Source organism: Paenibacillus sp. FSL R5-0475, from assembly GCF_038004585.1.
Classification (GTDB): domain Bacteria; phylum Bacillota; class Bacilli; order Paenibacillales; family Paenibacillaceae; genus Paenibacillus_AQ.
On record NZ_JBBORK010000001.1, the window covers coordinates 5,705,097 to 5,730,293 of the forward strand.

17 protein-coding genes and 1 pseudogene are annotated in these 25,197 nt (G+C 42.5%); 16 read left to right on the forward strand and 2 right to left on the reverse strand.

Annotated elements, in window-relative coordinates:
• The first annotated feature begins 113 nt into the window (after positions 1–113).
• From MKX41_RS25640 to MKX41_RS25710, 15 genes are all read left to right on the forward strand, one after another.
• Positions 114–2,423 (forward strand): helix-turn-helix domain-containing protein, encoded by a 2,310-nt coding sequence (locus tag MKX41_RS25640; protein WP_340973685.1) that lies wholly within the window; start codon positions 114–116, stop codon positions 2,421–2,423.
• A 319-nt stretch (positions 2,424–2,742) separates the two neighbouring features.
• Complete coding sequence (locus MKX41_RS25645; RefSeq protein ID WP_445253164.1) at positions 2,743–3,738, forward strand: ABC transporter permease; 996 nt, start codon at positions 2,743–2,745, stop codon at positions 3,736–3,738.
• Positions 3,738–4,619, forward strand: coding sequence for a carbohydrate ABC transporter permease (locus MKX41_RS25650; protein ID WP_339244278.1), 882 nt, complete (start codon positions 3,738–3,740; stop codon positions 4,617–4,619). Before MKX41_RS25645 ends, MKX41_RS25650 begins: the two co-directional genes overlap by 1 nt.
• Before the next feature lie 55 nt (positions 4,620–4,674).
• Positions 4,675–6,192: an extracellular solute-binding protein gene (locus tag MKX41_RS25655; protein WP_340973687.1), complete on the forward strand. Its 1,518-nt coding sequence runs from the start codon at positions 4,675–4,677 to the stop codon at positions 6,190–6,192.
• A gap of 96 nt (positions 6,193–6,288) precedes the next feature.
• A complete protein-coding gene (locus tag MKX41_RS25660; RefSeq protein WP_340975083.1) occupies positions 6,289–7,956 on the forward strand; it encodes a DUF4091 domain-containing protein in 1,668 nt (555 codons plus the stop codon).
• 54 nt (positions 7,957–8,010) lie between these two features.
• The gene (locus MKX41_RS25665) at positions 8,011–9,768 is read left to right on the forward strand and encodes a glycoside hydrolase family 35 protein (RefSeq protein WP_340973689.1); all 1,758 of its coding nucleotides are present in this window, start codon (positions 8,011–8,013) and stop codon (positions 9,766–9,768) included.
• A 232-nt stretch (positions 9,769–10,000) separates the two neighbouring features.
• On the forward strand, positions 10,001–11,146 hold the full coding sequence (locus tag MKX41_RS25670) for a glycoside hydrolase family 88 protein (protein WP_339248371.1): 1,146 nt from the start codon (positions 10,001–10,003) through the stop codon (positions 11,144–11,146).
• A gap of 7 nt (positions 11,147–11,153) precedes the next feature.
• Positions 11,154–12,011 carry a DMT family transporter gene (locus MKX41_RS25675; protein WP_340973691.1) on the forward strand — a complete coding sequence of 286 codons (858 nt, stop codon included), beginning with the start codon at positions 11,154–11,156 and terminating at the stop codon, positions 12,009–12,011.
• Positions 12,012–12,057: 46 nt separating this feature from the next.
• Positions 12,058–13,563, forward strand: coding sequence for a CehA/McbA family metallohydrolase (locus tag MKX41_RS25680; protein ID WP_340973693.1), 1,506 nt, complete (start codon positions 12,058–12,060; stop codon positions 13,561–13,563).
• 425 nt (positions 13,564–13,988) lie between these two features.
• Positions 13,989–15,377 carry a sugar phosphate nucleotidyltransferase gene (locus MKX41_RS25685; RefSeq protein ID WP_340973694.1) on the forward strand — a complete coding sequence of 463 codons (1,389 nt, stop codon included), beginning with the start codon at positions 13,989–13,991 and terminating at the stop codon, positions 15,375–15,377.
• Complete coding sequence (locus tag MKX41_RS25690; protein ID WP_340973695.1) at positions 15,374–17,434, forward strand: glycosyltransferase family 2 protein; 2,061 nt, start codon at positions 15,374–15,376, stop codon at positions 17,432–17,434. The genes MKX41_RS25685 and MKX41_RS25690 overlap by 4 nt, the downstream gene beginning before the upstream one ends.
• A gap of 29 nt (positions 17,435–17,463) precedes the next feature.
• Complete coding sequence (locus tag MKX41_RS25695) at positions 17,464–19,005, forward strand: glycosyltransferase family 39 protein (RefSeq protein WP_339244288.1); 1,542 nt, start codon at positions 17,464–17,466, stop codon at positions 19,003–19,005.
• A 324-nt stretch (positions 19,006–19,329) separates the two neighbouring features.
• Positions 19,330–20,013: a Crp/Fnr family transcriptional regulator gene (locus MKX41_RS25700; protein WP_042184055.1), complete on the forward strand. Its 684-nt coding sequence runs from the start codon at positions 19,330–19,332 to the stop codon at positions 20,011–20,013.
• Positions 20,014–20,157: 144 nt separating this feature from the next.
• A complete protein-coding gene (locus tag MKX41_RS25705; protein ID WP_340973696.1) occupies positions 20,158–20,781 on the forward strand; it encodes a hypothetical protein in 624 nt (207 codons plus the stop codon).
• 12 nt (positions 20,782–20,793) lie between these two features.
• A complete protein-coding gene (locus MKX41_RS25710; RefSeq protein WP_340973698.1) occupies positions 20,794–22,614 on the forward strand; it encodes a cyclic nucleotide-binding domain-containing protein in 1,821 nt (606 codons plus the stop codon).
• A gap of 3 nt (positions 22,615–22,617) precedes the next feature.
• On the opposite strand, the pseudogene MKX41_RS25715 reads toward MKX41_RS25710, so the two are convergent.
• Together MKX41_RS25715 and MKX41_RS25720 are read right to left on the reverse strand one after the other, a co-directional pair.
• Positions 22,618–22,920, reverse strand: a pseudogene (locus tag MKX41_RS25715) (hypothetical protein); the annotation flags it as partial.
• Positions 22,921–22,939: 19 nt separating this feature from the next.
• Positions 22,940–23,410 carry a MarR family winged helix-turn-helix transcriptional regulator gene (locus tag MKX41_RS25720; RefSeq protein WP_076286808.1) on the reverse strand — a complete coding sequence of 157 codons (471 nt, stop codon included), beginning with the start codon at positions 23,408–23,410 and terminating at the stop codon, positions 22,940–22,942.
• A 263-nt stretch (positions 23,411–23,673) separates the two neighbouring features.
• Between MKX41_RS25720 and MKX41_RS25725 the strand changes: the two genes are divergently transcribed.
• Positions 23,674–25,062, forward strand: coding sequence for an MFS transporter (locus tag MKX41_RS25725; RefSeq protein ID WP_340973700.1), 1,389 nt, complete (start codon positions 23,674–23,676; stop codon positions 25,060–25,062).
• Positions 25,063–25,197 lie beyond the last annotated feature (135 nt).

The window sequence follows — 25,197 nt, forward strand, 5'->3', positions numbered from 1 at the left end:
GTTTGTTTTGTTTAATATTATAATATTTCCCAAAATTTTTTTCGTAGTTATTGACTTCATATCAAATGATTTGTACGCTGAGGACATAGTTTATCAACTTGGGAGATTACAATATGAAGCTTAAAGATGATTACCGAACAATTTGGAATAAAAGATTGCTGAAGTATCCATCATTTTATCGCAAAATGATTGCATATACATTATTTTCATCGATCATTCCTATCGTTATCGTTGGAATCGCTAGTTATGCATTAACTTCTAATGCTATTAAAGATAATGTTAGCCAAGATATTACTCAAATCTTGAATTACGCTTCAAGGACGATGGATACCGAGTTGGAAGCGGTTCAGAATAACTTAGTCCAGATGGAACTGAGCTCGTTCTTTACTTCAGACTTGAATGAAATGAAGCGAACCAATTATTCCAGCTTCTATACGGGTGTATATCAGAATTTGTTAGCTTTTATGAACGGAAATTCTCGTGTTAAGGATATTGCGCTATATACATTGGATGAGAACTACTTAATATCATCAACTTACGGTGGAATAAAGATCGAATCAGCAGTGGAACGGGAGAAGTATGCGAACCTACTGGATAAAAATCAGCAACTAGATTGGAAAGTAGGCTATTCTCAGGGTGGCAAAGACTATGATTCAGGAATAACGTTAACAAGTACAGTACCTTTACATTCAAAAGAACCTATCGGATTTATCCAGGTCATCATAGATAATAAAGCGTTTGAATCACTGACAAAACAATTTCTTAAATACGAGCATGAGCAAATGTATGTGATGGATAACACCGGTCAACTTGTATTCCATTTGAACGGAAGCGAAGTGCCTGAAGACTTGTATGAATTGATAACGGTTACAAAAGAAGGTGAGCAAGAGTTTATCTATCGATGGCAGGACCGAGAGTACTTAGTGACCTCTACGGAATCTCCAATCCAAAAGATGTTGTTTGTGGATATGATCCCGACGGCGGAACTGTATAGCAGTGCAAGGCAGATTGCAGGCATTACGATAGGAATTGTAATTGCTGTACTTGCTGCAGGAATTGCATTGGCGATGATCGGCACTAGGAAAGTGTATAGTCCGATTCGGAAGCTAGTCTCTCTCATCAGCGATAATCAAACCGCGGATATGGGAACGGATGAGTTCAGTTATGTGAATCAGCGTTGGAAGGAAATTAACCGTAAAGCGAGTCAACTAGAAGAACAATTAAATGAACAATTTCCACTTATTCGCGAGCTGTTCGCCTTAAGGTTAATGGAGGGGCAGTTTACTCATGACCGTCGTGAATATTTACTGGAGCTTCTGCGCAGGCATTCTATTCCGGAGAAGCAGTGTGCAGTTGTATTTATTATTGCCTATGATCACCTATCGGATGTGACCAAGTTCCAAGAGACGGATAGGGATCTAATTCTCTTCATCATAAAGAATATGACGACAGAATTATTGGAGCATCAGCAACTGGAGGGCTTGGTCATCAACTCTTTTAATGATCAAGTTGTGGTTTGGCTATGGACAGAGCATGAAGAGGTAGACGTTTGGTCAGATAAGCTGAAGCCTGTGATTGATAGGATACGTGAGCAGATTACTCATTTTTTGAAATCTCCGGCGACGATCGGTTTGAGTCGAACCACATCGCATGTGGAGGAGTTGCCTGATTTATATCGTGAGGCGCAGCTTGCGATTCACTCGCGGATGATTAATGGGGGAAATCAGATTATTGAGAGCAAAGGGCTTGCGATTTCGATGATGTACCGTTATCCAACGGAGATTGAGAACCATCTGACCGATTCGCTGCTGGTGGGAGATCTCTCTGAAACGAAGCGGATGCTTGATGCATTCTCTGATAAAGTACAATCCGCTGTACACAATCCAGAGCTCATTATGATGTCTTACGATCAGCTGTTGTCTACTACTTTACGAATGGTATATTTAATGGATATAAATTCGGAGCAATTATTTGGCTATACAACTAGTGAACTCAATGTAAATCTGAGAAAACTCACAACTATACATTCAATTAATGAGTGGTTTATGGATCGTATATTCGAACCGATTATGCTGTATGTGAATAGTAAGAAGAATCAAGAGTATGAGCAATTTATTGAGAAGGTCACGGACTATATCGAGGCAAACTATCATCTTGATATCTCTCTTGACCAGTGTGCACAGATATGCAATTTGAGCCCGCAATATTTAAGCAAGTTGTTTAAGCGGACGATGAATATTTCCTTTATCGAGTATTTAACACAATTGCGTGTAGCCAAAGCCCAGGAGTTGTTAGAAACGACTGATTTATTGGTCAATGAAATAGCGGAGCAGGTAGGATATAACCCTAAAAATTTCATTCGTGTATTTAAGAAGCAGGTGGGCTTACCGCCGGGGCAATATCGAGAGATGCATCGAAAATAGTATTCCTGACTAAATTAAATGCACTTTTTTTTAATAAGACTTTGCTAAGAGCGAGAGAAATGAAACCTCTCGTTCTTGCAAGTCTTTTTTTGATTTTTATGAGGTGCAAATTTATAATCTCTCAGGGCTAATGAGGTTAATTATTGAGACTAGAAGTGTTCATAAACCCAGTAGTATCAAGCTATTCGCAATTATTGCACAAGGATCTCAGGCGAATAAAAATTGGTCATTGTTGATGGGCGTTGCAGCTTGTAAGATGCAGACATGAAACGTTACAGTCAACCAGGTTCAAACAAAATCGTTGGAGGTGGTGAAACCCTTGCCGCAATCTAATCTTAAATTAGCGAACGCAAGTTTATCACAGGCATATGAAGCCGACAGACAAAGATTAAATCCGAAAGACTCCCTATGGGCTCGATTCAAAGTCATATTTGGTCGAGAGAAATATTTGTACTTACTAGCACTTCCAGGTCTTCTCTTCTTTTTAATCTTCAAGTACTTCCCGCTATGGGGGCTAGGTTTAGCATTTAAAAACTATTCTCCATACCTAGGGTTCTGGGAAAGCGAATGGGTCGGATTCAAATATTTTCGTGAGTTTTTCACGAATCCAGACTTCTTTCTCTTATTTAGAAATACGATGGCGATTAGCTTGCTAAATATCATCTTCTTCTTCCCGATTCCGATCGTTCTTGCATTGCTCATTAACGAGGTTCGGAGTATGAGATTTAAGAAAGTAATACAAACGATAGTTTATTTACCTCACTTTTTATCTTGGGTAATCATTGCTGGTATCTGTTTTATTATTCTTGGACAGAGCGATGGAATTGTTAACAAGATTATTGTCGAGCTTGGCGGTCAGCCAATCGCTTTCTTGACAGAGCCGAATTACTTCTGGGGTTTGTTAACTGCGCAGAGCATATGGAAAGAAGCCGGGTGGGGTACAATCATCTTCTTGGCTGCAATTGCAGGTATCAATCAAGAAATGTATGAGGCGGCTCAAATTGATGGTGCGAACCGTTGGAAACAGATTATGAAGATTACAGTGCCTTGCATCAGGAGTACAATCGTCGTGTTGCTCATACTCAGGCTCGGTCAAGTGATGGAGGTAGGGTTTGAACAGATCTTCTTGATGATGAGTTCTCCCGTAGCGCATGTTGCGGATGTCTTTGATACATATGTGTATCGGGCTGGGATACAGAATGGTCGTTTCAGTTATGCGACAGTCGTTGGAGTATTCAAGTCGGTTGTTGGTCTTGTACTTGTAGTAACAGCCAATCAGTTAGCTAAAAAATTCGGCGAGGAGGGTCTTTACTAATGAATAAGTCCCTCGGCTATAAAGTGACAAACGGCATCATTTATACGGTGCTCAGTTTAATCGGGCTTGTAACACTACTACCTTTTCTTTATGTCATTATCGTATCCTTTACAGATCCTTCGGAATATTTGAGCAAGCCATTAATTATTATTCCGGAAAACTGGAGTCTTTCCTCCTATAAGTACATTCTATCAACCAAGATGTTTATGAGCTCATTAGGGGTTAGTGCCTTCTTAGCTATTGTCGGCTCTGCGATTAGTATCATGGTGACGAGTGCCTTGGCGTATTCTCTGTCACGGAAACGATTCTTCGGGAAGAAGTTTTTCCTAGTTGCTATTCTAATGACGATGTTGTTCAACCCAGGAATGATTCCAAATTTCATGTTAGTTGAAGGATTAGGTCTTATTGACTCCATCTGGTCGTTGATATTACCGGCAATTACAAGTGCATGGTATGTATTCTTGATGAAGAACTTCTATCAGGAACTGCCGGAGGAGCTAGAGGAAGCAGCGAAGATTGATGGATGTAATGATATCGGAGTCTTTTTCAAAATTATGTTCCCGATCTCGCTGTCAGCGGTCGCTGCATTCGGTCTATTCTTTGCAGTAGGTTTCTGGAACACGTACTTCAATGGCGTTTTATACATCAACTCAGATGAACTTCGGCCGATGCAGGTTGTGCTGCAGATGATGCTGATACAAGCTTCAACGAATATAGCAGATCCATCCGTAGCTGCAATGCTACAGAGTGAGCAGATGCTTCCTCCAGAGACGATTAAAATGGCTGCAGTAGTCGTTGCTTCTCTACCTATCATTATGGTCTACCCGTTCCTTCAGAAGTACTTTGTTAAGGGTATGTTGGTTGGCTCCGTAAAGGGTTAAGGGGTAAACCAAGCTTATATATTAATTTATTAGATAAAAGGGAGGGCTTTTACAAATGAAAAAAAGAAGTTGGATGACCATGTTATTGGTGTTAGTTCTCACTACAAGCATGTTGGTGGGTTGTGCAAAGGGTGGTGAGACCAATTCTGCTGGAGATGCTTCCAAGTCTGAGCAGCAAAAGCCAGTTGAAATCAATATCGGTACGATGACTTATGGTGAATCCCCTAGTAGTGATCTTGAAAGCATTCTACAGCTGAATGAAAAATTGAATGTAAAGCTTCAGATCGACTTCTATCCAATTAATAACTATAAAGAAAAGTTGAATGCATTGCTTGCTTCGAAGAGTTTGCCAGATGTCGTTCTCATCGAGGATATTAATGACCCTGCGTTCTCAACTGCAATAGATCAAGGTGCATTCTGGGATTTGACTCCTTTCCTGCCTGACTATCCTAATCTAGCAGGCTATCCGGAGAATGCAATTAACAATATTAAGTTCAAAGGAAAATCTTATGGTATTCCACGCGTTCGTCCATTGGACGGGCATGAGTCGCTGTTGATTCGTGAAGACTGGCTCAAAAACGTAGGATTGACTGCTCCTACTACTATGGAAGAGTTCTACAAAGTGTTAGAGGCCTTTACAAAGAATGACCCGGACAAAAACGGTAAAAACGATACTTACGGTATGGTACAGGCAAGTGTCAGTCCTTATATGATGACGATGTTTGGTGCAGGTACATCGTGGAAGGAAACAGCTGATGGCGGTCTTGAGCCATACTGGCTAACAGCTGAAGCGAGAGAAGCGCTTGAATTCTGGAGCAAGGCTTATGGTGATGGTCTTATTACACCGGACTTACCAGTTATGAAGTCAAGCCAAGTGAAAGAAATGATGATTCAAGGCAAGGCGGGTATCTCATTCGGTAATATTAACGAAGCATTTATATTTGGCCAAGAGTTGCAAAAGATTAAACCTGAAGCTGAGTTGAAGGCGTATGAAATTCCAGCTGCGAAAGATGGCAAGAAATACAATGAGCAAGCTTATGGTTATTATGGATTGTTCCTAGTTAACAAATCGGTTAGTGAAGACAAGCTCAAGAAGATTCTTGAAGTTTACAACGAAACGGCTACTCAAGAAGGCTACAATCTCGTGACTTATGGTATCAAAGACAAGGATTATACCGTTTCTGAAGATGGTTCTATTGTTCAAACAGATGAAGGTAAGAAGCAAGGATACGGTACAGCGACAACAGCACAATGGATTTCTGGTTTCTTCAATAAATACCAACGTGCTGAAGGACCTGGAATGCCAGCAGAAGTATTAGAGTACAATCGTAAGCTGATCGACACAATCTCAGAATCTTCGATTAAGAATCCTGCTGCAGGATTGCCAAATACCGAAGCGTGGATGGAAAAAGGCGGCGATTGGCAGAAGAAGTTTGTTGATATGTATACAAATGTGGTTATCAAAAAATCCAGCTTGGAGGATTGGGACAAGTTTATTAATGGACTGAAAGCAGACCCGAGCTTCCAGCAGCATCTCAAAGATACTAGCGATGCTTACAAAGCAAGTAAGTAATTAAGTAATTAAATAAGCCCGGTAAGTTCGAATAGTCAGTCGAGTTTGCCGGGCTTATCCTTTTTACCAATTCATATGGGGGGAAAAGAAGTGGAAATGTTGAATAGAGCTGCACGGATGGAAACAAGATGTATCAGTTCATTAATCAAGGTATTTGCCGATGAAGAACTACATGCGCCAGCTCAACTTAGAGGCTCGGCACTACTTGGTGAATTCTATTCTTTCCAGGTTGCATATCGGGCAAATGTACTTATGCGGTCGCTTCAAGTTCGGGCCGAGCAATCCGAGTTGGGGCCCAATATCACTGTGCGAACTGTAGAGTTAGTACCTGCTAATATGGTGAGCTATCACGATGCAGATGAACATGTCTTAAGAAGCACGCCAGGTCTTTATCCAGATGTGTTAATTCCGTTCGATACAAATCGAGGTTTAACTGGTTATCCGAATCAATGGCGCTCAATATGGATCACTGTTGAGGTGCCGCTCAATGCTAAGGCGGGCTTATTTGATATTTGTATCCAAATCGAAAATGATATCGGCGAACTAGTAAGTGAGGAAACATTTACGCTGGAAGTGATCGCGGCAACATTGCCGGAGCAGTCGCTTATACATACGGAATGGTTCCATGTAGACTGCTTGGCTACCTACTATAAAACGGACATATTTAGCGAGTACCATTGGCAGTTGATTGAGCAATACATCCACACCGCGGTGAAACATGGAATGAATATGATTCTAACCCCTTTGTTTACACCTCCGTTAGACACGGAGATCGGGGGAGACCGCCCAACCGTACAGCTTGTTCAAGTAGAACGGACAGGAGAGAAGTATAACTTCACTTTTGAACGATTAAAGCGTTGGATAGAGCTGTGTGACCGCAGTGGAATGAAATATTTTGAGTTCTCTCATCTATTTACACAATGGGGTGCCAAGCATGCACCAAAAGTAATGGCTATGGTTGATGGTCAATTAAAGCAACTATTTGGATGGGATACCGATTCTAAAGATCCGGAGTACACGGGATTCCTTACGTTATTTTTACAAGAACTTTTAGCGTTTGTTAAAGAAAATGATTTAGAACAGCGAGTTTATTTCCATCTATCGGATGAACCGAATCTTGCGGACATGGATACTTATCGTGCAGCGAGTGAACTTATTAGGCCAATTCTAGAAGGTTTTCCGATCATTGATGCGCTCTCTGAGTATGAATTTTATGAAAGTGGTTTAATTAAGCATCCGATTCCAGCGAGCAATGGTATTCGACCATTTCTGGATCATGGCGTAGAGGGGCTATGGACTTATTATTGCTGTGCCCAATACAAGCTCGTATCTAATCGCTTTCTTCATATGCCGTCATCACGTAATCGGGTACTCGGGATGCAAATTTATAAGCTAAAACTTAAAGGGTTTTTGCATTGGGGTTACAACTTCTGGTATGCACAATTCTCGAAGTATCCGATTGATCCATTTCAAGTGACGGATGCAGGAGGTGGATTTCCAGCGGGCGATGCATTTTTGGTATATCCAGGCGCTGAGGGGCCGATCGAGTCGATCAGGCTGGAGGTCCTTACGGAAGCTCTGCAAGATTTACGCGCACTTGAGCTACTCGAGCAGAAAGTCGGAAGAGAGGCAGTAATCGCCTTATTGGAAGATGGCTTGGAGCAAGAATTATCCCTTGAAGTATACCCACAAGAGGCAGAATGGTATATCCATAAGCGTGAAGAGATTAACCGTCTGGTTAGCGAGAATTCTTGTTCAGAATAGTAATGACAGGTAGAAGGAGTCTATATCGAGTTCATGAGTAGAGGAGTATCTAATATGGCATCATTCACAGTGCAAGGAGATCAATTTCTTTATGAGGGTACACCCCTTACGCTTGTGTCAGGAGCGATTCACTATTTTCGCGTAATTCCTGAGTATTGGAAGGATCGATTGAGCAAGCTGAAGGCTTGCGGCTTTAACACGGTAGAAACGTACGTTGCATGGAATATTCATGAGCCTCAGGAAGGTAAGTTCTGTTTTACGGGTATGGCGGATATCGTCACATTTATCGAAACAGCAGCAGAGTTAGGTTTGCATGTTATCGTACGCCCAAGTCCTTACATCTGTGCGGAGTGGGAGTTCGGTGGAATGCCGGCCTGGCTGCTTGCCGAGGATGGGATGCGCTTGCGCTGTTATGACGAGGCATTTTTATCTAAGATAGATTCTTATTATGATGTGCTGTTGCCGAAGCTGAAGCCGTTGTTATGTACGAATGGCGGCCCGATCATCGCGATGCAGATAGAGAACGAGTACGGAAGCTATGGCAATGACCTGAAATATCTTGAACATATACAGGAAAGCATGGTCTCACGTGGAATGGACGTCCTGCTGTTCACCTCAGATGGCCCAGAAGATTTCATGCTGCAAGGCGGTATGGTTCCAGGAGTTCTAGAAACCGTTAATTTTGGTTCGAGAACCGAGGAAGCCTTTAATAGTCTGAAGCAGGTGCAGCCGGATAAGCCGCTAATGTGTATGGAGTATTGGAACGGGTGGTTCGATCATTGGAACAAGCCACATCATACGCGAGATGCACAGGATGCTGTGCATGTGTTTGAGGATATGCTGAAGGCTGGCGGATCGGTTAACTTTTATATGTTTCATGGCGGAACAAACTTTGGATTCTACAATGGTGCCAATAATCACGGGATATATGAGCCAACGGTAACTAGCTACGACTATGACAGCCCACTGACAGAATGGGGGGACGTTACGGAGAAGTACATTCTGTTAAGGGAGCTTATTGCAAAATATCTCGATACGGAGCTAATGCCGCTTCCTGAGCCTGTTCGCAAGATGGATTATGGCAGTGTTCAGATGAAGCCAGTAGCACCGCTGTTTGACCTACTGCCAGTGCTGTCGACGCCTGTGCAAAGGACTTGCCCTGAGCCGATGGAGAAGCTTGGACAGGATTATGGCTTCATTTTATATACAACGAAGGTTTCCGGTCCTAGACAAAATTGTTCACTGGTCTTGCAGGAGGTACATGATCGTGCGCTCGTATTTCTCGATGGAGAGTATAAGGGAGTTATTGAGCGTTGGGATCCGCAGCCGATTGAGTTCCATGTACCAGAGGGCGGAGCAGAGCTTCGTATTCTAGTCGAGAATATGGGCAGAACAAACTATGGACCGTATTTAAGAGATTGTAAGGGAATTACCGAGGGTGCGAGATTGGGATTCCAGTTCCTATTTGATTGGACGATTCATAGTCTACCAATGGACAATATCGATCTACTACATGAACCTGTTGTTAATGTTGAGGAAGGAAAAGAAGGCCCTGTATTTTATAAAGGCTCCTTCCATATTGAGCAAGAGGTAGATATCGCAGACACCTTCCTAGCACTTGAGGGCTGGACAAAGGGAATTGTATTCGTAAATGGCTTCAATCTCGGACGTTATTGGGAGGCGGGACCGCAAAAGACGCTTTATGTTCCAGGGCCATTGCTGCATGCCGGTGAGAATGAGATTGTTGTGTTCGAATTGCATGGTACGAATGACCTGCAAGTTACACTTCAGGATCAACCGGACTTAGGGTGACATTACTATGGGTTCAGTAGGAGGAGACCTTGAATGGGCATCAGAAAGAGACGGATTTCAATTATAGTAGCATTCTGTATGACATACCTACATCTTGGTTGAGCATGTGAAGACATTCAAGGATATGGACAATCATTGGGCTAAGGAAGATGTAGACTATCTGGTGAGGCTGCTGCAGTTCTGCAACGAATGCTTCGCTGAGATGAATGGATCGTGGAAAGGGTGTAAGGACATGTGGAAACATGCAATTGAAGATGCAATGGAGAAGATCAAAAATAATGTGGAGCGTTTCGGTGATCGCTTCCCACATGTCAGTGTTAACGGCAGGTATGAATTGAACAATAATGATGATTGGACGAACGGGTTCTGGAGCGGAATGCTGTGGCTGTGCTACGAGTATTCTGGCGACGAGGCTTACCGTGAGGCAGCACGCCTTACGGTAAAAAGCTTCAAGCGGAGAATGGAACAGAACATCGTTCTTGATCATCATGACATTGGATTCCTCTATACGTTATCCTCGCAGGCGCAATGGGTGGTGGAGCAGGATGAGGAATCAAGAGAATTGACACTACAAGCGGCAGATGTACTCATGCGTCGTTGGCGCGAGGATGGACAGTATATTCAAGCTTGGGGACTGTCTGGTGATGCACAGCATGGGGGACGAATGATCATTGATTGTCTCATGAATCTCCCGCTGTTGTTCTGGGCTTATCAACAAACAGGGGAAGAGCGTTATCGTCAGGTTGCGATTAAGCAAGCTGATCAAAGCCAGCGATATCTTGTGCGTGGGGATGATAGCTCATACCATACGTTTGTGTTTGATACGGAAACAGGTGAAGCGCTTGGCGGAGCGACTCATCAAGGATTTACGAACGGATCTACATGGGCTCGTGGTCAAGCATGGGGTATTTATGGCTTTTCCCTTGCCTATCGCTACACAGGACATAAAGTTTACTTGGACACGGCGAAGCGTATGGCATCCTATTTTATTGGGCAACTGCCAGAAGATTATGTGGCTTATTGGGACTTTGATGCTCCGGTTAATGCGAATACGTATCGAGACAGTTCCGCTTCAGCGATCGCCGCAGCTGGCTTGATCGAGATGCTAAGTCTTCTTGACGATACAGATCCCGATCGCGCTGAGTTTGAAGAGAAGTTTGAGCTGTCGATGACCTCACTCGTGCTTCATTATTCAACTATTGGCGAAGAAGGAGCCGAGGGATTATTAAAACATGGGTCCTACTATGTACGAGGAAATGTAGCTCCAGATGATTATATGATATGGGGCGATTATTTCTACCTCGAAGCACTGATACGTTTGGAAAAAGGAATAAAAGGATACTGGTACGAGTCACAACCTTTACAAGAAACTCGGTGATTAAACAATGACAACTATCGCACTCATACTCGTGTTAGCATCTGGTTTTACGCATTCAATATGGAATTTGTTTGCGAAACGTAGCATGAACAAAGATGTGTTCCTATGGATGATTAATATCCCGTGTTTTTTGCTGCTTACTCCATATCTGATTGAATGGCTAGTAAGCAATACGATTCCATTGAAAGCTTACGGCTTAATACTGCTATCTATAATGCTGCAGAGCGGGTATTTCATACTACTATCGAAGGCGTATCAGTTCGGTGATATTTCGCAGGTTTACCCGATTATGCGTGGGACAGGAGCACTGCTCGTTCCTGTCCTAAGTGTACTTATGTATAACGAGTCCCTTTCCATCTTCGGATGGGCAGGTTTAATGCTTATTATTTATGGAATGATCCGCATCGGTGGCTTTAAGCTGAATCGAACATTGCTGCAAGATAAGAAGTATATGAAGGGTCTTATGTATGCTCTTGGGGTTGGTTTATGCATAACAGGCTATACCCTGACAGATAAGAACATATTGGAATTCATGCCACCGCTTGCATTACTGGCCCTGTGCAACATTGGCTATATGCTTGTTCTAACATTGCCTGCCTTGCGCTCGAAAGCGGTTAAGACGGAGTGGAAGATCAATAAGGTGCCACTTATAGTCGGCTCCATTTTATCGCCAGGATCTTACTTGTTATTCTTATTTGCTATGAATCTAGGCCCTTTAGCACATCTGTCTCCGATCCGAGAGATAGGCACCGTCTTCGGGACACTGCTAGGCATAATAGTCTTGAAGGAACAGCAGGGTAGAATGCGGGTCATGATGTCGATTGCGATTACGACAGGGATAATTATTATTGGAACACTTGGATAGATGAAGAATTGTACAACTAAACTTGGAATATGGAGGGTGGCTAACTATGAATAAAGGACAAATTTCCGTTAAGCTGGAACAGAATAATACCTACTTCCCGATTGAGGCAGAAGAAGAGTACGAATGGTTCGCGATTCGATTTACTTATGAGAAGGAGAAGTCGTGGGGACGATTACATTTGTTTGATTCGGAAAAACATATTCGATTCTGCTTTCTGGATGGTGGAAACGAGCGGCTCATTGTCGTTCATAACCAACCAGAATTAACGAGTTCAATAGCGGTGCCAGGGCCGATTATGACCGGCACATGGATGCTTGAAGTTTCAAATGAAGAAGGCAGAACTTTTGAAGCTGAGTGGGAATTTGGTTGTGGCACATTGCCAGACGAGTATGTATCTGCGCAAATTCAGGGCGAACGTGAGTATTGGAACAGCGGCAAGCTGAATGCTGGCTTCATAATGGAAAACTATGACTGGGCGAAGATATGGCAGGCAGGAAGCCGTTGGTACAAGGGGGATTTCCATACGCATACCGTGTTGTCCGATGGCAAGATGACTCAGCTTATGAATCGTGAGCAGGCACTGAAGCAAGGTATGGATTTCTTTGTAGCGACAGATCACAATGTAATGTCTACATCTTGGGCTAAAGGAGATGCGCTCGTCATTCCAGGTGTAGAGGTAACAGCTGGCGACGGACATTGGAATGCACTTGGACTTCGAAAATGGATCGATTGGCGAGCAACCTCACCGGATGGAGGCCTAACCACTCAGCAGGGTATGGATCGATTGATGAAAGAGGCGGCAGAGCTGGGGGCGATTTGCTCAATTAATCATCCGATGCTGACGCCATGGGCTTGGCTATACGGAGAGACGCAGTTGGAGGGAGTACATTCCATGGAAATATGGAATGACCCGACCTTTTCTCCTAACAATGTAGCTACCGAGAAAGCATTGCAGTTATGGACAGCAAGCTGGAATGAAGGCTACCGCATTACAGGTATTGGCGGCTCTGACTCACATATGCTACCAACTGAGAGCTATGATGATAGCCCAATTCCTTCTTTAATCGGGGATCCTGCTACGTATGTGTGGTGTGATGATCTGAGTGCAGATGCAGTATTAGAAGGTGTGCGAAATGGGCATGTTTATGTATCGCGCGGTCCAGTGATTGATGCATCGATTCAAGCTGGTGGTAATACTTATCGCTTCGGCTGTGACCTGTCTGCTGCATTCAGTCAGGAACAAGGAGAAATAGCATCTCATGAGGTGACTTGCACATTAAGCGTAGCAAGTGATGTCAACGCTCGAGTGACACTGATCCACAACGGAATTGCTGAATCGGTAAGGGATGTATCTATAACGGCCACAGGAGAAGTACCTGAGGTGCTGGAATGGAATATAGCTTTAGAAGAGGGAACGTATAACTGGTATCGCTTTGACATTCGTGATGAAGCGGGGACGCTGCTCGCCTTTACGAATCCAGTTTATTATGGTTCTAAGAAGCCGCAGATCACAACTTATAACGAGCTCTTGGCAAGTGCGAACCTGACGTGAAAATAGATGCTGCATTTATTGTTGAAGCTAGCGGATAAGACAATTTTACAAACCGTATACACGTAAATAGGCTACCCAGGTTCTGAGCTCAGGTGAATTGTGATTTCACATAGCTACGATTCGGGTCCGCCATGTAAAACCACATCAGCAAGAGGATGTGGTTTTTGCTTTATTTACAATCTCTAGGGTCCTTGTAACAATTTGACCATATTTTTTTGTATAATAGGATCCTTTTTTAAGGAAAATGTAGAATTCTAGTATTTGGAAGGTTAATATGTTAGATTATGTATGAATTATCTAGATGTGATTACGGCTATTTGCCATTTTGGATGAGTATCGTCAAATAAACTAGATTAATAGTGCTGCCTTTAGGTTCCTTTCATTGAGATATTTGATCTTTCATTAATAGCTAGAAGGAGAATACTATGAAAATAATACTTTTATCTGGCGGATCTGGAAAGCGATTATGGCCGTTGTCAAACGACTATCGTTCGAAACAGTTTATAAAGGTAATGAATAGTGATAATGGCATTAATGAAAGTCAAACTTCAATGATCCAACGAGTATGGAACAACTTAAAAAAGTATGATCTTGCTTCTTCGGCGATCATTGCAGCAAGCAGGGTGCAGCAAGAGGTCATCGAATCTCAACTTGGCGATGATGTTACTCTCGTGCTCGAGCCCGTTAAGAGGGATACTTTCCCGGCAATATGTCTGGCATCGAGTTTTTTGCATACAAAATGGAATGTGAACGAAGATGAGGTAGTTGTAGTCATGCCTGTCGATGCTGAAGCGGATGAAGGCTTTTTTGCTGCTATTAGGCAGCTTGCGCTTGAATTTGAATCATCGACAGCAAATATAGGGCTTATTGGCTTGAAACCGACACATCCTTCAGAGAAGTTCGGTTATATTCTTCCTGATTCTTCAGATGAAAATGCAGCTTTGTTAACAATTGACCGATTTGTTGAAAAGCCTGCTTCAGACGAAGCATCACAATTGATTGCTTTGGGCGCGCTATGGAATTGCGGGGTATTTGTTTTCCGCTTAGGCTATCTACTTCAATTATTGGATGCGTCACAACGGCCTAGGCAATACGAGGAGCTTCTTACTCAATATCACACGATGCCTGCCATCAGCTTTGATTATGAAGTGGTTGAGAAGGAAAGAAACGTTGTCGTGAAACCGTATGAAGGAAAATGGAGTGATCTGGGAACTTGGGATGAATGGACAACCACGATGCCAAGTTACTTGAATGGAAAAGGTATTCTAAGTGAGGATAGTGTAAATACACATATCGTCAATGAATTGCAGATCCCAATCGTTGTGATGGGGATTTCCAATGCAATTATCGCGGCCAGTCCAGACGGGATTTTGTTCGCGGATAAAAAACTCAGTCCCAAGCTAAAGGAACTGATAAAGCCCATTTCAGCAAGGCCTATGTACGAAGAGACCCTATATGGATGGTACCGTGTGATTGATATAGAGAAAAACGAGATGGACCAGCACGTAGTTACGAAGCGGGTGCATGTATGGGCTAGAAAACATATTAGCTACCAGATTCATACGATGCGCGAAGAAATATGGACGATTATTAGCGGAAATGGGGATGTCGTTGTTGATGAGCAACGCTTTACCGTGAGTTCAGGCGATGTGATTCATATTAAGTGTGGATCGAAACATGCAATTAGGGCGATAGATGGCCTTGACCTGATTGAGGTTCAAATTGGTGTTGAAGTTAGTGAAGAAGACATAACAAGATATGACTACGACTGGGAAGAGCACAGGCTCCTAAGGAAAGGAAGAATATTCGTATGAAGCCTGTACGTATTGGGGATGCACTGTTGAGCAAAGGCTTAATTACGAACGAACAGCTGCAAGAAGCTATCGATTACCAGACAAGATTTGGCGGTCGCCTAGGCGATATTATTATGAAACTAGAAGGTGTGGATCGCGAAGCGATTCAATTATTCACTCAGCAGCTTCCAAGCAAAGGACGACTAGGCGAAATGCTGGTGAATACAGGGCAGATTACGCAAGAACAGCTGGATCAAGCTCTTTTGTTTCAACAGAAAAGTGGAGGTATTCTGGGAGATATTTTGTTATCGTTCCGTTTTATTGAACCTGATCAGCTATATCGGGCCATTGCCACTCAGAATAATATGGGTCGTATCGGCGTGGAGTTTTCATTTGAGCAGGAGCATAAATTGCCAGAAACGATGGCCCGTGCTTATAATGCGATTATTTTAAATAGAGATTTCAACCGGTACTTGGTAGCGGTGAGTAGCATTCTATCTCAGGAACAGGTGAGGGAACTAGAAAGATACCTGGACAGCCCGATTGAACAAGTAATGGCAACTAGAGACGAGATGGAATTATTCTGGAAAGAAGTTTACGTCGAGGAGCTCATGTTGGAAAGTACGGATAAGCTTATAGCCGAAAAACCAGAAGATTCCGCACATATTACGTTTACGAAAAGACAAACCATTGGATTACTTATATCCGGTGTATTATTTGTGGGCGGTTTGATATGGGATTGGCTATGGACATTAATCATATTTAACATCGTTGTTCAAATCGGATATTTATTGATGTCGGTCTTTAAATATTCCATTTTAATCTACGGGGCAAAGGAATCAGCTCAGCTTAGGTACACGGAGGAAGAAATTGCAGCTATAGATGAAAGATCCTTGCCGGTATATAGCATACTGGTTCCTATCTATAAGGAAAGCAATATCATTCCACAGCTTATTCGAAATATTGAAAACTTAGATTATCCTAGATCGAAATTGGATGTCAGGCTGCTAATTGAAGAGGACGATGTCGAAGCCCAGGAATTACTGAGAACGTTCAAGCCTCCATCTTATTTTACGGTGCTTGTTGTGCCGCACAGCTTGCCCAAGACTAAACCAAAAGCTTGCAACTACGGTCTTATACGGGCAAGAGGAGAATATGTAGTTATTTATGATGCGGAAGATCGTCCCGATCCAGATCAACTGAAAAAGGTATACCTTGCCTTTCAGGCGAGTCAAGAAAATGTTTGCTGTATACAGGCAAAGCTTAATTATTACAACAGCAATCAAAATCTACTAACCCGCTGGTTCACTCATGAATATAGCATGTGGTTTGAATTGCTTCTGCCAGGAGTAATGCAACTCGATATTCCAATACCTTTGGGAGGCACTTCAAACCATTTTAAGACGGATGTATTGAAGAAAATTAATGCGTGGGATCCGTACAACGTGACGGAAGACGCGGACCTTGGAGTTCGACTATATAAAGAAGGATACAAGACGGCTATTGTTGACTCCAGAACATGGGAAGAAGCAACGAGCCGAGTAGGCAACTGGATTAGACAGCGGTCGAGGTGGATTAAGGGTTATATGCAAACATGGCTTGTCCATATGCGTAATCCGGTTCAGCTTTGGCGTGACCTCGGAACAAAGGGCTTTTTCGGCTTTCAAGCGATGGTGCTTGCAACTCCCATGCTGCCCTTATTAAACCCTATATTTTGGACAATGCTGTTGCTGTGGTATTTGGCGAAAGTAGAAATCATACCTCTATTTTTTCCAGGTCCAATTTATTATTTTGCCGCATTTGAATTGTTTATTGGCAATTTTATTTTTGTATATAGTCTTACTGTTGGTATTTACTGGGTAACAAGAGATTTACATAATAAAGGAAATAAAGTATTTTCATTTTCACTTATCAAATACACATTGTTGACGCCGATTTATTGGGTGTTGATGAGTATCGCAGCAATTAAGGCGGCAATCCAACTCGTCACCAAGCCATTTTATTGGGAAAAAACGACTCACGGACACGCTACAATGGATACACATCATGCAAATTCAAAAATGGATACATCGATGTAGGCCAACAAATAAATGGATAGGTGAATTGAATGTCAGTTACATGGAAACGATCAAAATATATTATCTTTTTTTTGGTTTTGTTACTAGAGTTGGGGGTAGGATATTACCTAACATCCATTTATGGATTTATGTCGGGAGACGCTTCAAGCCGTGTAGCTAATGCTTTCTATGTCCTTTATAGTCGTGAGCCGAGCCTTGCAAATATTGGGTTTGTCTGGAATCCTCTCCCGAGTTTTATGGAGATGATTTTACTTGTTTTTTATCCCCTATTCCCAGCACTTGCATCAGAAGGATTAGCTGCCGTTATCGTTTCCAGCTTATTTGCTGCTCTAACTGTAGCGTTATTAGTAAAGGCTGGAAAGCAATTCGGTTTGAACAAATGGTTAAGCATCATCTTTGCACTGCTTTACGCTTTTAATCCGTATATTTTTTATTATGGAGCTAATGGACTAACAGAGGTTATCTTCATTTATTTCATTAACATAGCTGTGATCCAAATGCTGCTCTGGATGCATAAAGATGGTGCAAGACCTTTGGTCATAGCAGCCATTGCAATTGCATTTGCTTTTTGGACACGTTACGAAACTGTATTTTTTGGGGCAGCACTAGCAGTAGCGGTCCTTATCTGGATAATGCAGACCAAAAAAGAATTAATGAAGGAGCGGTTGCAGCAAGTCGAGGGAACGTGGATTCTTCTATTAACACCGGTTGTTTTCTCAGGATTGTTATGGATTTTCTTCAACTATACAATTATGGGGGATGGATTTTACTTTCTGACATCCAGCTACGGGAATTTAGGACAAGCTACCTTATTAATGGAAGATGAGAAATTTACTTCGCTGGTTAATAACCCTATTTCTACTTTAATTTTCGTTGCGGAGCGTTTATGGTATTTCAGTATACCGCTCATTATCATATTTGTGATGCGTATCATAGAGCGGCGAATATTCAGATGGGATTTTCTCATGCTGCTTATACTTGCACTCTCAATACCTTCGATGCAAGTTATTCTTTTGCTAAGGGGAGGGACTGCAGCGTGGATTCGATACTACATGTATGTATTTCCGATCGTTGTTGCGTGGATTCCTTACGAGATTAGCAAAATGAGATTTCGTAAAGTAGGATCAACCCTGCTCATTATTGGGATGCTTATAAGCGGAGTAGTCATGGGTATGATGATGAATAATCCGAAAATCGCATCCGATGAATATGAGGCTTTCCGTCAAAATAAGCTGTTTGAAGAACAACAAGCTGGCGCAGCGGTAACAGCATTCATTAATAAAAATGTGCCTAACCAGATGATTCTTACAGACTCATTCAGCAGCTTTAGAATTATTATGGGCAGCAGCAATCCTAAAAACTTCGTTATAACAAGTGATGATGATTTTGTAGAATCGCTTGAAAATCCTGCAGAGCATAACATTGATTTTATCCTGCTTCCAAACCCGAAAGCCGTTTTGTCCATAGATGGAGTGAACCAAAAGTATCCGGATCTCTATGAAAATGGAGCAGAGTGGACTACATTGTATCAAGAGTTTAATGGTTATTGGAAACTATATAAGGTGAAGTAGGCTTGAAATAATGAATCCTTCACCTCCTAAGCCCTAAGCTATCATCAACAACAAATCCCCTCGCCTCTACCCAAAACCACATCCGCATGAGGATGTGGTTTTTTGCTTTCTATGACCTGTCTAAAGACTTGAAGAAAAGCATATCCTGCCAGGATTATTAATCCATAAAATGTAAAGATGTCATATGATAATTTGATGACTACAGTCACTATTTATCTTAATTTAAAAGTATTACAATAAAGGATGGTCCTAAAGATTTAACTTTTGCTAGAGTTGAAGCCTAATAGAAATTATAAAATGATGCACTGGAGGCTGCTCTTGAAGATGAACCCACAACTGTTACGAGACTTCCCGTTCTTCGAACATCTTGATGATGAATATTTAGCCGAAATTGCCAAGTTATGTAGCGAGCGTACTTATATAAAGGGAGAGTCCATCTTTTTTGAAGGTGAAGAGGGAGAGGAACTCTATCTGGTTATATCTGGAGTTGTTCAAATCTATCAAGATAACCACTCTAGGGATGTAATCCTTTCTATTTTTAGAGAAGGTGATTTCTTTGGAGAGATGGCTTTATTGCAAAATGAAAGAGCACGTTCTGCGTCTGCAAGAACCATTGAGAAATCCACCTTATGTATTCTGAAAAAACGCGATTTCATACCCTTATTAAAAAGTAATCCGGAAATACTAATCGGCATTTTGGAAACAGCGTTAGATCGTCTACGTGATGCCAATAAATTAATAACAGACTTGACCGTTATTGACGTACGTACGCGCATTGCTCGCGTGTTGTTGCGTCTAACAGAACAGCATGGAGTGCCCTCTGATGAGGGTGTTCTAATCGATTTGAAGCTGACGCATCAGCACCTGGCAGATATGACAGGAACGGCGCGCGAGACCGTGACAAAATCATTGCTTGGATTACAGGATGAGCAGTTAATACGTATTGATCAGAGGAAAATACTCGTGTGCAACATAGATAGACTTAGAAATATACTTGATGTAATTTGAGTTCGAGTATTTGGAAATTGTAATTGGGGTTACAGACCATTAATTACCCAAAATGATATAACAATATTAACAAAGAAAGCGCATATTTGGATTTGTTAATCGTAATGACGCAATGATCATCCATAAATGAAAAGAGGAAATGAAATGAGCGTGAAAAAATTAGTTTTATCTATGTCAGGTACTTTTGTACTGGGGATCATTGTAGGAGGGGCTTTGTTATATAACAATTCGGTGTATAACTCTGTTAAGGATGCCCTGAATGGAAATGCCACGCAAAATTCGGTAGGTAGCGTTGATATGAGTGGTATGACACAGGTTAACATTCAGGGTATGGATCTTGAAACAGCAATGATGGCTGTACAGAATAATCGTGCAAGTATGTTAGAGGATCAGTTGAAAGATCAAATCGCATCCGTACAAGCCAAGAATGAAACAATCTCAAAACTGAATCAATTGCTAGGAGTGATCAATGAAGAGCTAGCGAAGTTTCCTTCAGGTGCCGAGGCCAACGCTGCTGTAAAGCTGGCAGATGACAAGGGGGCCATGTTTACTGCTATGAGTATGGCTATACCGCAAACAAAAGGGCAACTTGAGAATCTGTTGGGACAAATCAAATCACAGATTGATAGTGCAAGTAATAGTCAGCAAATGGACATGCTGCGCCTGCAAAGTCTAACGAATAAACGTAACGAAGCTTTTGATACAATGACAAATTTTATTAAAAAAATGCAAGATTCCAGAAGTAGTGTTATTGGAAATATGCGGTGATGAGTTAAACCTATGATACCAAGTGCTGCAGTCGATTTTCTACGTGATCATCCGTTATTACGAGGTATTCCTGATGATGAGCTACGAAATGTAATTAATGCTATAAAACTTGTGTCTTTAGAGGATGGACAACGACTTCTTATGGAAGAGTCCACCTCTAAGGACTGTTTCATTATATGGCAAGGAAAAGTGCAAGTCACCTCGGTTAACTTAGTTGGGCAGGCACTGCTCTTGGCTGAACTTGGACCGGGAGAGTTAGTCGGAGAGATCGGTCTTATTCGGAACGTACAAAGATCAGCTAGTGTTACGGCAATCGGGCCAGTACAAGCGTTGCGTCTAGACCGTTCCTCGTTCGAATATTTGGCGAGCCTGAGTCCGCTATTTTATGAGAGTGTGCTTGTGAACATACGGATTCGAATGATCCATAGTATGCTTCGCAAAGCGACAATCTGGTCGGTCATACCTGATGCTGAACTTCGGGGTCTTGCAGAGATTACAACGATTAAGAAAGTAACGAAGGGCGAAGAGATTATCGCGGAAGGTACGGTTGTTGATGAATTTCTCATGATTAGCAGCGGGAGCATCGAGCTTCGCAGCCGAAAGCGGCGTAAGACTGTTCTTCGTGAAGGGGATTTTTATGGAGAGACAGAGTTACTAACAGACACGGCTTCCTCACACACGTTGATCGCGATAGAAGATAGTGAATTGCTAATCATGGGCAAGTTAGAATTCTTAACTATACTCGATTATTACGCTCCGGTTCGTCAACAACTCATTGAGTTTCTAAATATGCGAACACCCCATCTGATGGAGAGAGTTACAATTGCTTTTGGCGAGGAGTCTATTATCGAGGATAATGAATTGCTACCTAAAGCCAAAGACAATTGGATTAACCAGTTGCTATGGTTGATCGGTGGATTCCTTGTCTTATCCTTCTTGGCACTGTTCCTTCATAGCCAATGGTGGAAGATCGCCGCCTTAATTGTTGGAGGTGTGGTGGGTCCCCTAGCATTCGTAACTTTTGTGAGAAATCAGCAGTTAATAGGCTTTCGTCAGAGGAGGCTTGGTCTAGTTTTTGCGTCTACCGGAATTGTCGCTATCCCTCTGGCTTGGTATTTAGAGCGGATTTGGCTTTTTGAAGCAAAAGCAAGTTCCTTTGACTTTTCGCAGTTTTACGTACCTTTGTCTGTAGCTCTAATAGAAGAAACTGCAAAATTATTAGTCTGTGTGATGCTCGTTCGAACGCGAAAAATCCATTTTCTGATGGATGCAGTGGTGTTTGGTGCCGCAGCAGGAATGGGATTCGCTGCAGTGGAAAGTATTATTTATGGATGGGTGCATATAGACGAAGCCTCTTCACTTGGGATGCTCGCCGTCCTATGGATGAGAGCATTATTATCGCCGTTCGGTCATGGAACATGGACTGCGATTGCAACTGTGGGTATCTGGTATGCAAGCAGTATGCATAAGCACTCGAATTTGGGGGACGGTAGACCGTGGACGAGAGGGCTACGTGCAATGGGGATGTTTTTGGCAGCAGTCGTGATGCATGCACTATGGAATTATCACTTTGAATCGGGTCTGATGAAGGCGGGAGCTATGGCTGTAGTCGGGTTTATAGGGCTCTATTTATTATTCTCACTTATTCGTAGGGGAAGAAAAGAGGAGTTCCATGCATTGAATATGATGAATCCAACCACGCATGAGGCGATAAGGCATGACGATCAAGTGAAGCCCATGACGCAGGAGCTTTACTGTGAAGGCTGCGGGTCATTGTCTCCTCAGGGTACCCGCTACTGTGCTCGCTGTGGCCAAGCATTAAGGGTTAAATGATAATTAACTCTGACGTAGATCCAAAAGCTCCGTTCCTAGCAGAACGGAGTTTTTTACGTGTTTATTTAGAAGCATGTGAAGGATTCCAGTGTAGACCCAAAATCTTCCGTTCCACTGAAACCCCGCAACCGAGGTGCGTCCTACGAACACCGGGAAAAACCAGAATTGATTTCTATTCACGAGCTAAACGTACGTATTCCGAAACAAACAACCAGCAATTGCTCCCGGATCGACAGCCAAGGGTGAAACCGCAGATTGCTGAGGGATGAGTTCCGGGGGAGGTGAGCTGGGTGCCGTGAGTTCCTGTCCTCGATATGGCTGCGACTCACTTAGCTTCTTCACATAAATCGGAGATTGCTTTGTTTTTGGTTAGTTGCAATAGAAGGTCATAGAATTGCTTTCTTTGCTCCATTGAAAGATTCTCCAGCATGTTGTCAGCGACTGTATCCTGGAAAGTAAGAACTTCCTCAATCGTGGATTGTGCAAGCTCCGTAAGCTGGATCAGTGTAGCTCGTCGGTCGGTTGGGTCAGGAATTCGAACGAGGAGCTTATCCTGCTCGAGTGCATCAACAAAATCGGTAACGGTGCGTGCTTTGATCCCTAACTTAACAGCTAACTCATTCATACGGATATTGCCTGTTTCGGCAACGACTGAAAGCAGGCGTAACCTGGGACCGGAGAGATGATAAGGCGTATTAAGCGCTAATAACTGGGATTGAAATTCTGTTTTAATGTAGTTGGTTGATCTCATTAATATGTGAATGACGTCTATCGCCTTGGGATGATCTGTGTTCATGGATGTAGTGCCTCCTTGACTTTATTGTCAATTTTTCATACTAAATTTCATGGAAACGGCGAATATGTGTGCACTCTTAATGAGTACACTCTTTATATTATACTCTTATAAGGCGCATCCAGCTATTCTTCCATGTAAATGATATAACTTGACACGCAAGAAAATAATGAGTATCCTCAGTAATATATAATACTGAGGATACTCATTATTTATCTTTTTACTTATAGTTCATTATGAATTTAATCAGAAAAGAGGTTTAGATCATGACGGATACATCATCACAAAATGCAGATAAGCTGCTGAAAATACTTGTAGTTACCTTAATATTCTCGGTTATGAACGGTACGATGTTCAATGTAGCTCTCCCTGAGATCGGCAAAGAGTTTAATCTCGTTCCATCGCAGGTTAGTTGGATTATGACCAGTTATATGGTGGTTTACGCGGTAGGTTCCATCGTCATGGGGAAATTGGCGGATAAATATCGGTTGAAAGATTTGTTAACGTATGGACTGCTTATATTCGCTCTCGGTTCATTAATAGGTCTGCTTGCTAGTGAGTTTTGGATTATTATTCTGGGCCGTGTAATTCAAGCTGCCGGTGCTTCCGTACTTCCTGCAACAGCAATGATCATTCCAATCCGGTATTTTGCTCCCGAGAAGAGGGGGAGAGCACTTGGGACTTCTGCGGTTGGGTTAGCGCTTGGTAATGCTTTGGGACCGGTCGCTGCAGGCCTTATCACCAGCTTTGGAAGCTGGAGACTCATGTTCGTCCTTTCCTTGCTTCCGCTACTGACGCTTCCTTTCTTCCGAAAGTATTTAGATAATGCGAGAGGGAAGGCAGGAAGTATTGATGTCCTTGGTGGCGGGTTACTAGCTGCAGCAGTCGCAATCTTCTTGCTTGCCATCACACAGATGCAACTGTGGTTGTTCCTCGGGGGCCTTGTCTTGCTAGCCTTATTTATCATTCGGATTCGGAAAGCTGAGGAGCCCTTTATTAAACCCGTTTTGTTCCGTAACAAAACCTATTCGATTGGGTTGTTGCTTGCTTTTACGACGACAGCTATGAGCTTTAGCATGACATTCATGACACCACAATTTCTAGCGACAGTGAATGGTTTGTCCCCTTCGACCATTGGTTTCGTGTTAGTACCAGCTGCTATTGCTTCGGCTATCATGGGACGCAAGGGAGGCAGGTTGGCTGATGATCGTGGTAATTTCGTGCTTGTGTTCGTCGCTTCGGTATTGTTATTTCTTGCTTTCTCCCTACTCTCTACTTTTATTGGATTATCGGCATATTTCATTACCATTATTTTAATATTAGGGAACGTGGGCCAGACTTTCATGCAAATCTCGATGTCCAATACGATTTCGCGGACACTGCCAAAAGAGGAAACAGGAGTGGGTATGGGATTACTCTCCATGATCAATTTTATCTCTGGCGCGATGGCCATGAGTGTAGTCGGGAAAATGCTCGACAAGGGTACTGCTGTTGTGCAGTTCAATCCTTTGAATACTAATGCTACTGCCCATGTGTATAGTAATATTTTTCTCGTCATGTCCCTAGTGATTATTGCGGTAGTTGTGATTTACCGTTATCACTTTGGTACGGGTGCTCCCGAGTCGATGAGTATTAAGAAAAAAATGGAGGTTTAATATGCCGCATTCAGCGCCTTATGGATATTATTCCCTCTATAAATTAAGCGCATGAAAAACCCATGGAGGTTATAATTGATACAAAGAAGAACCGATGCTTAATAACCAACAGTACAATAGACCCCGTATCTTACG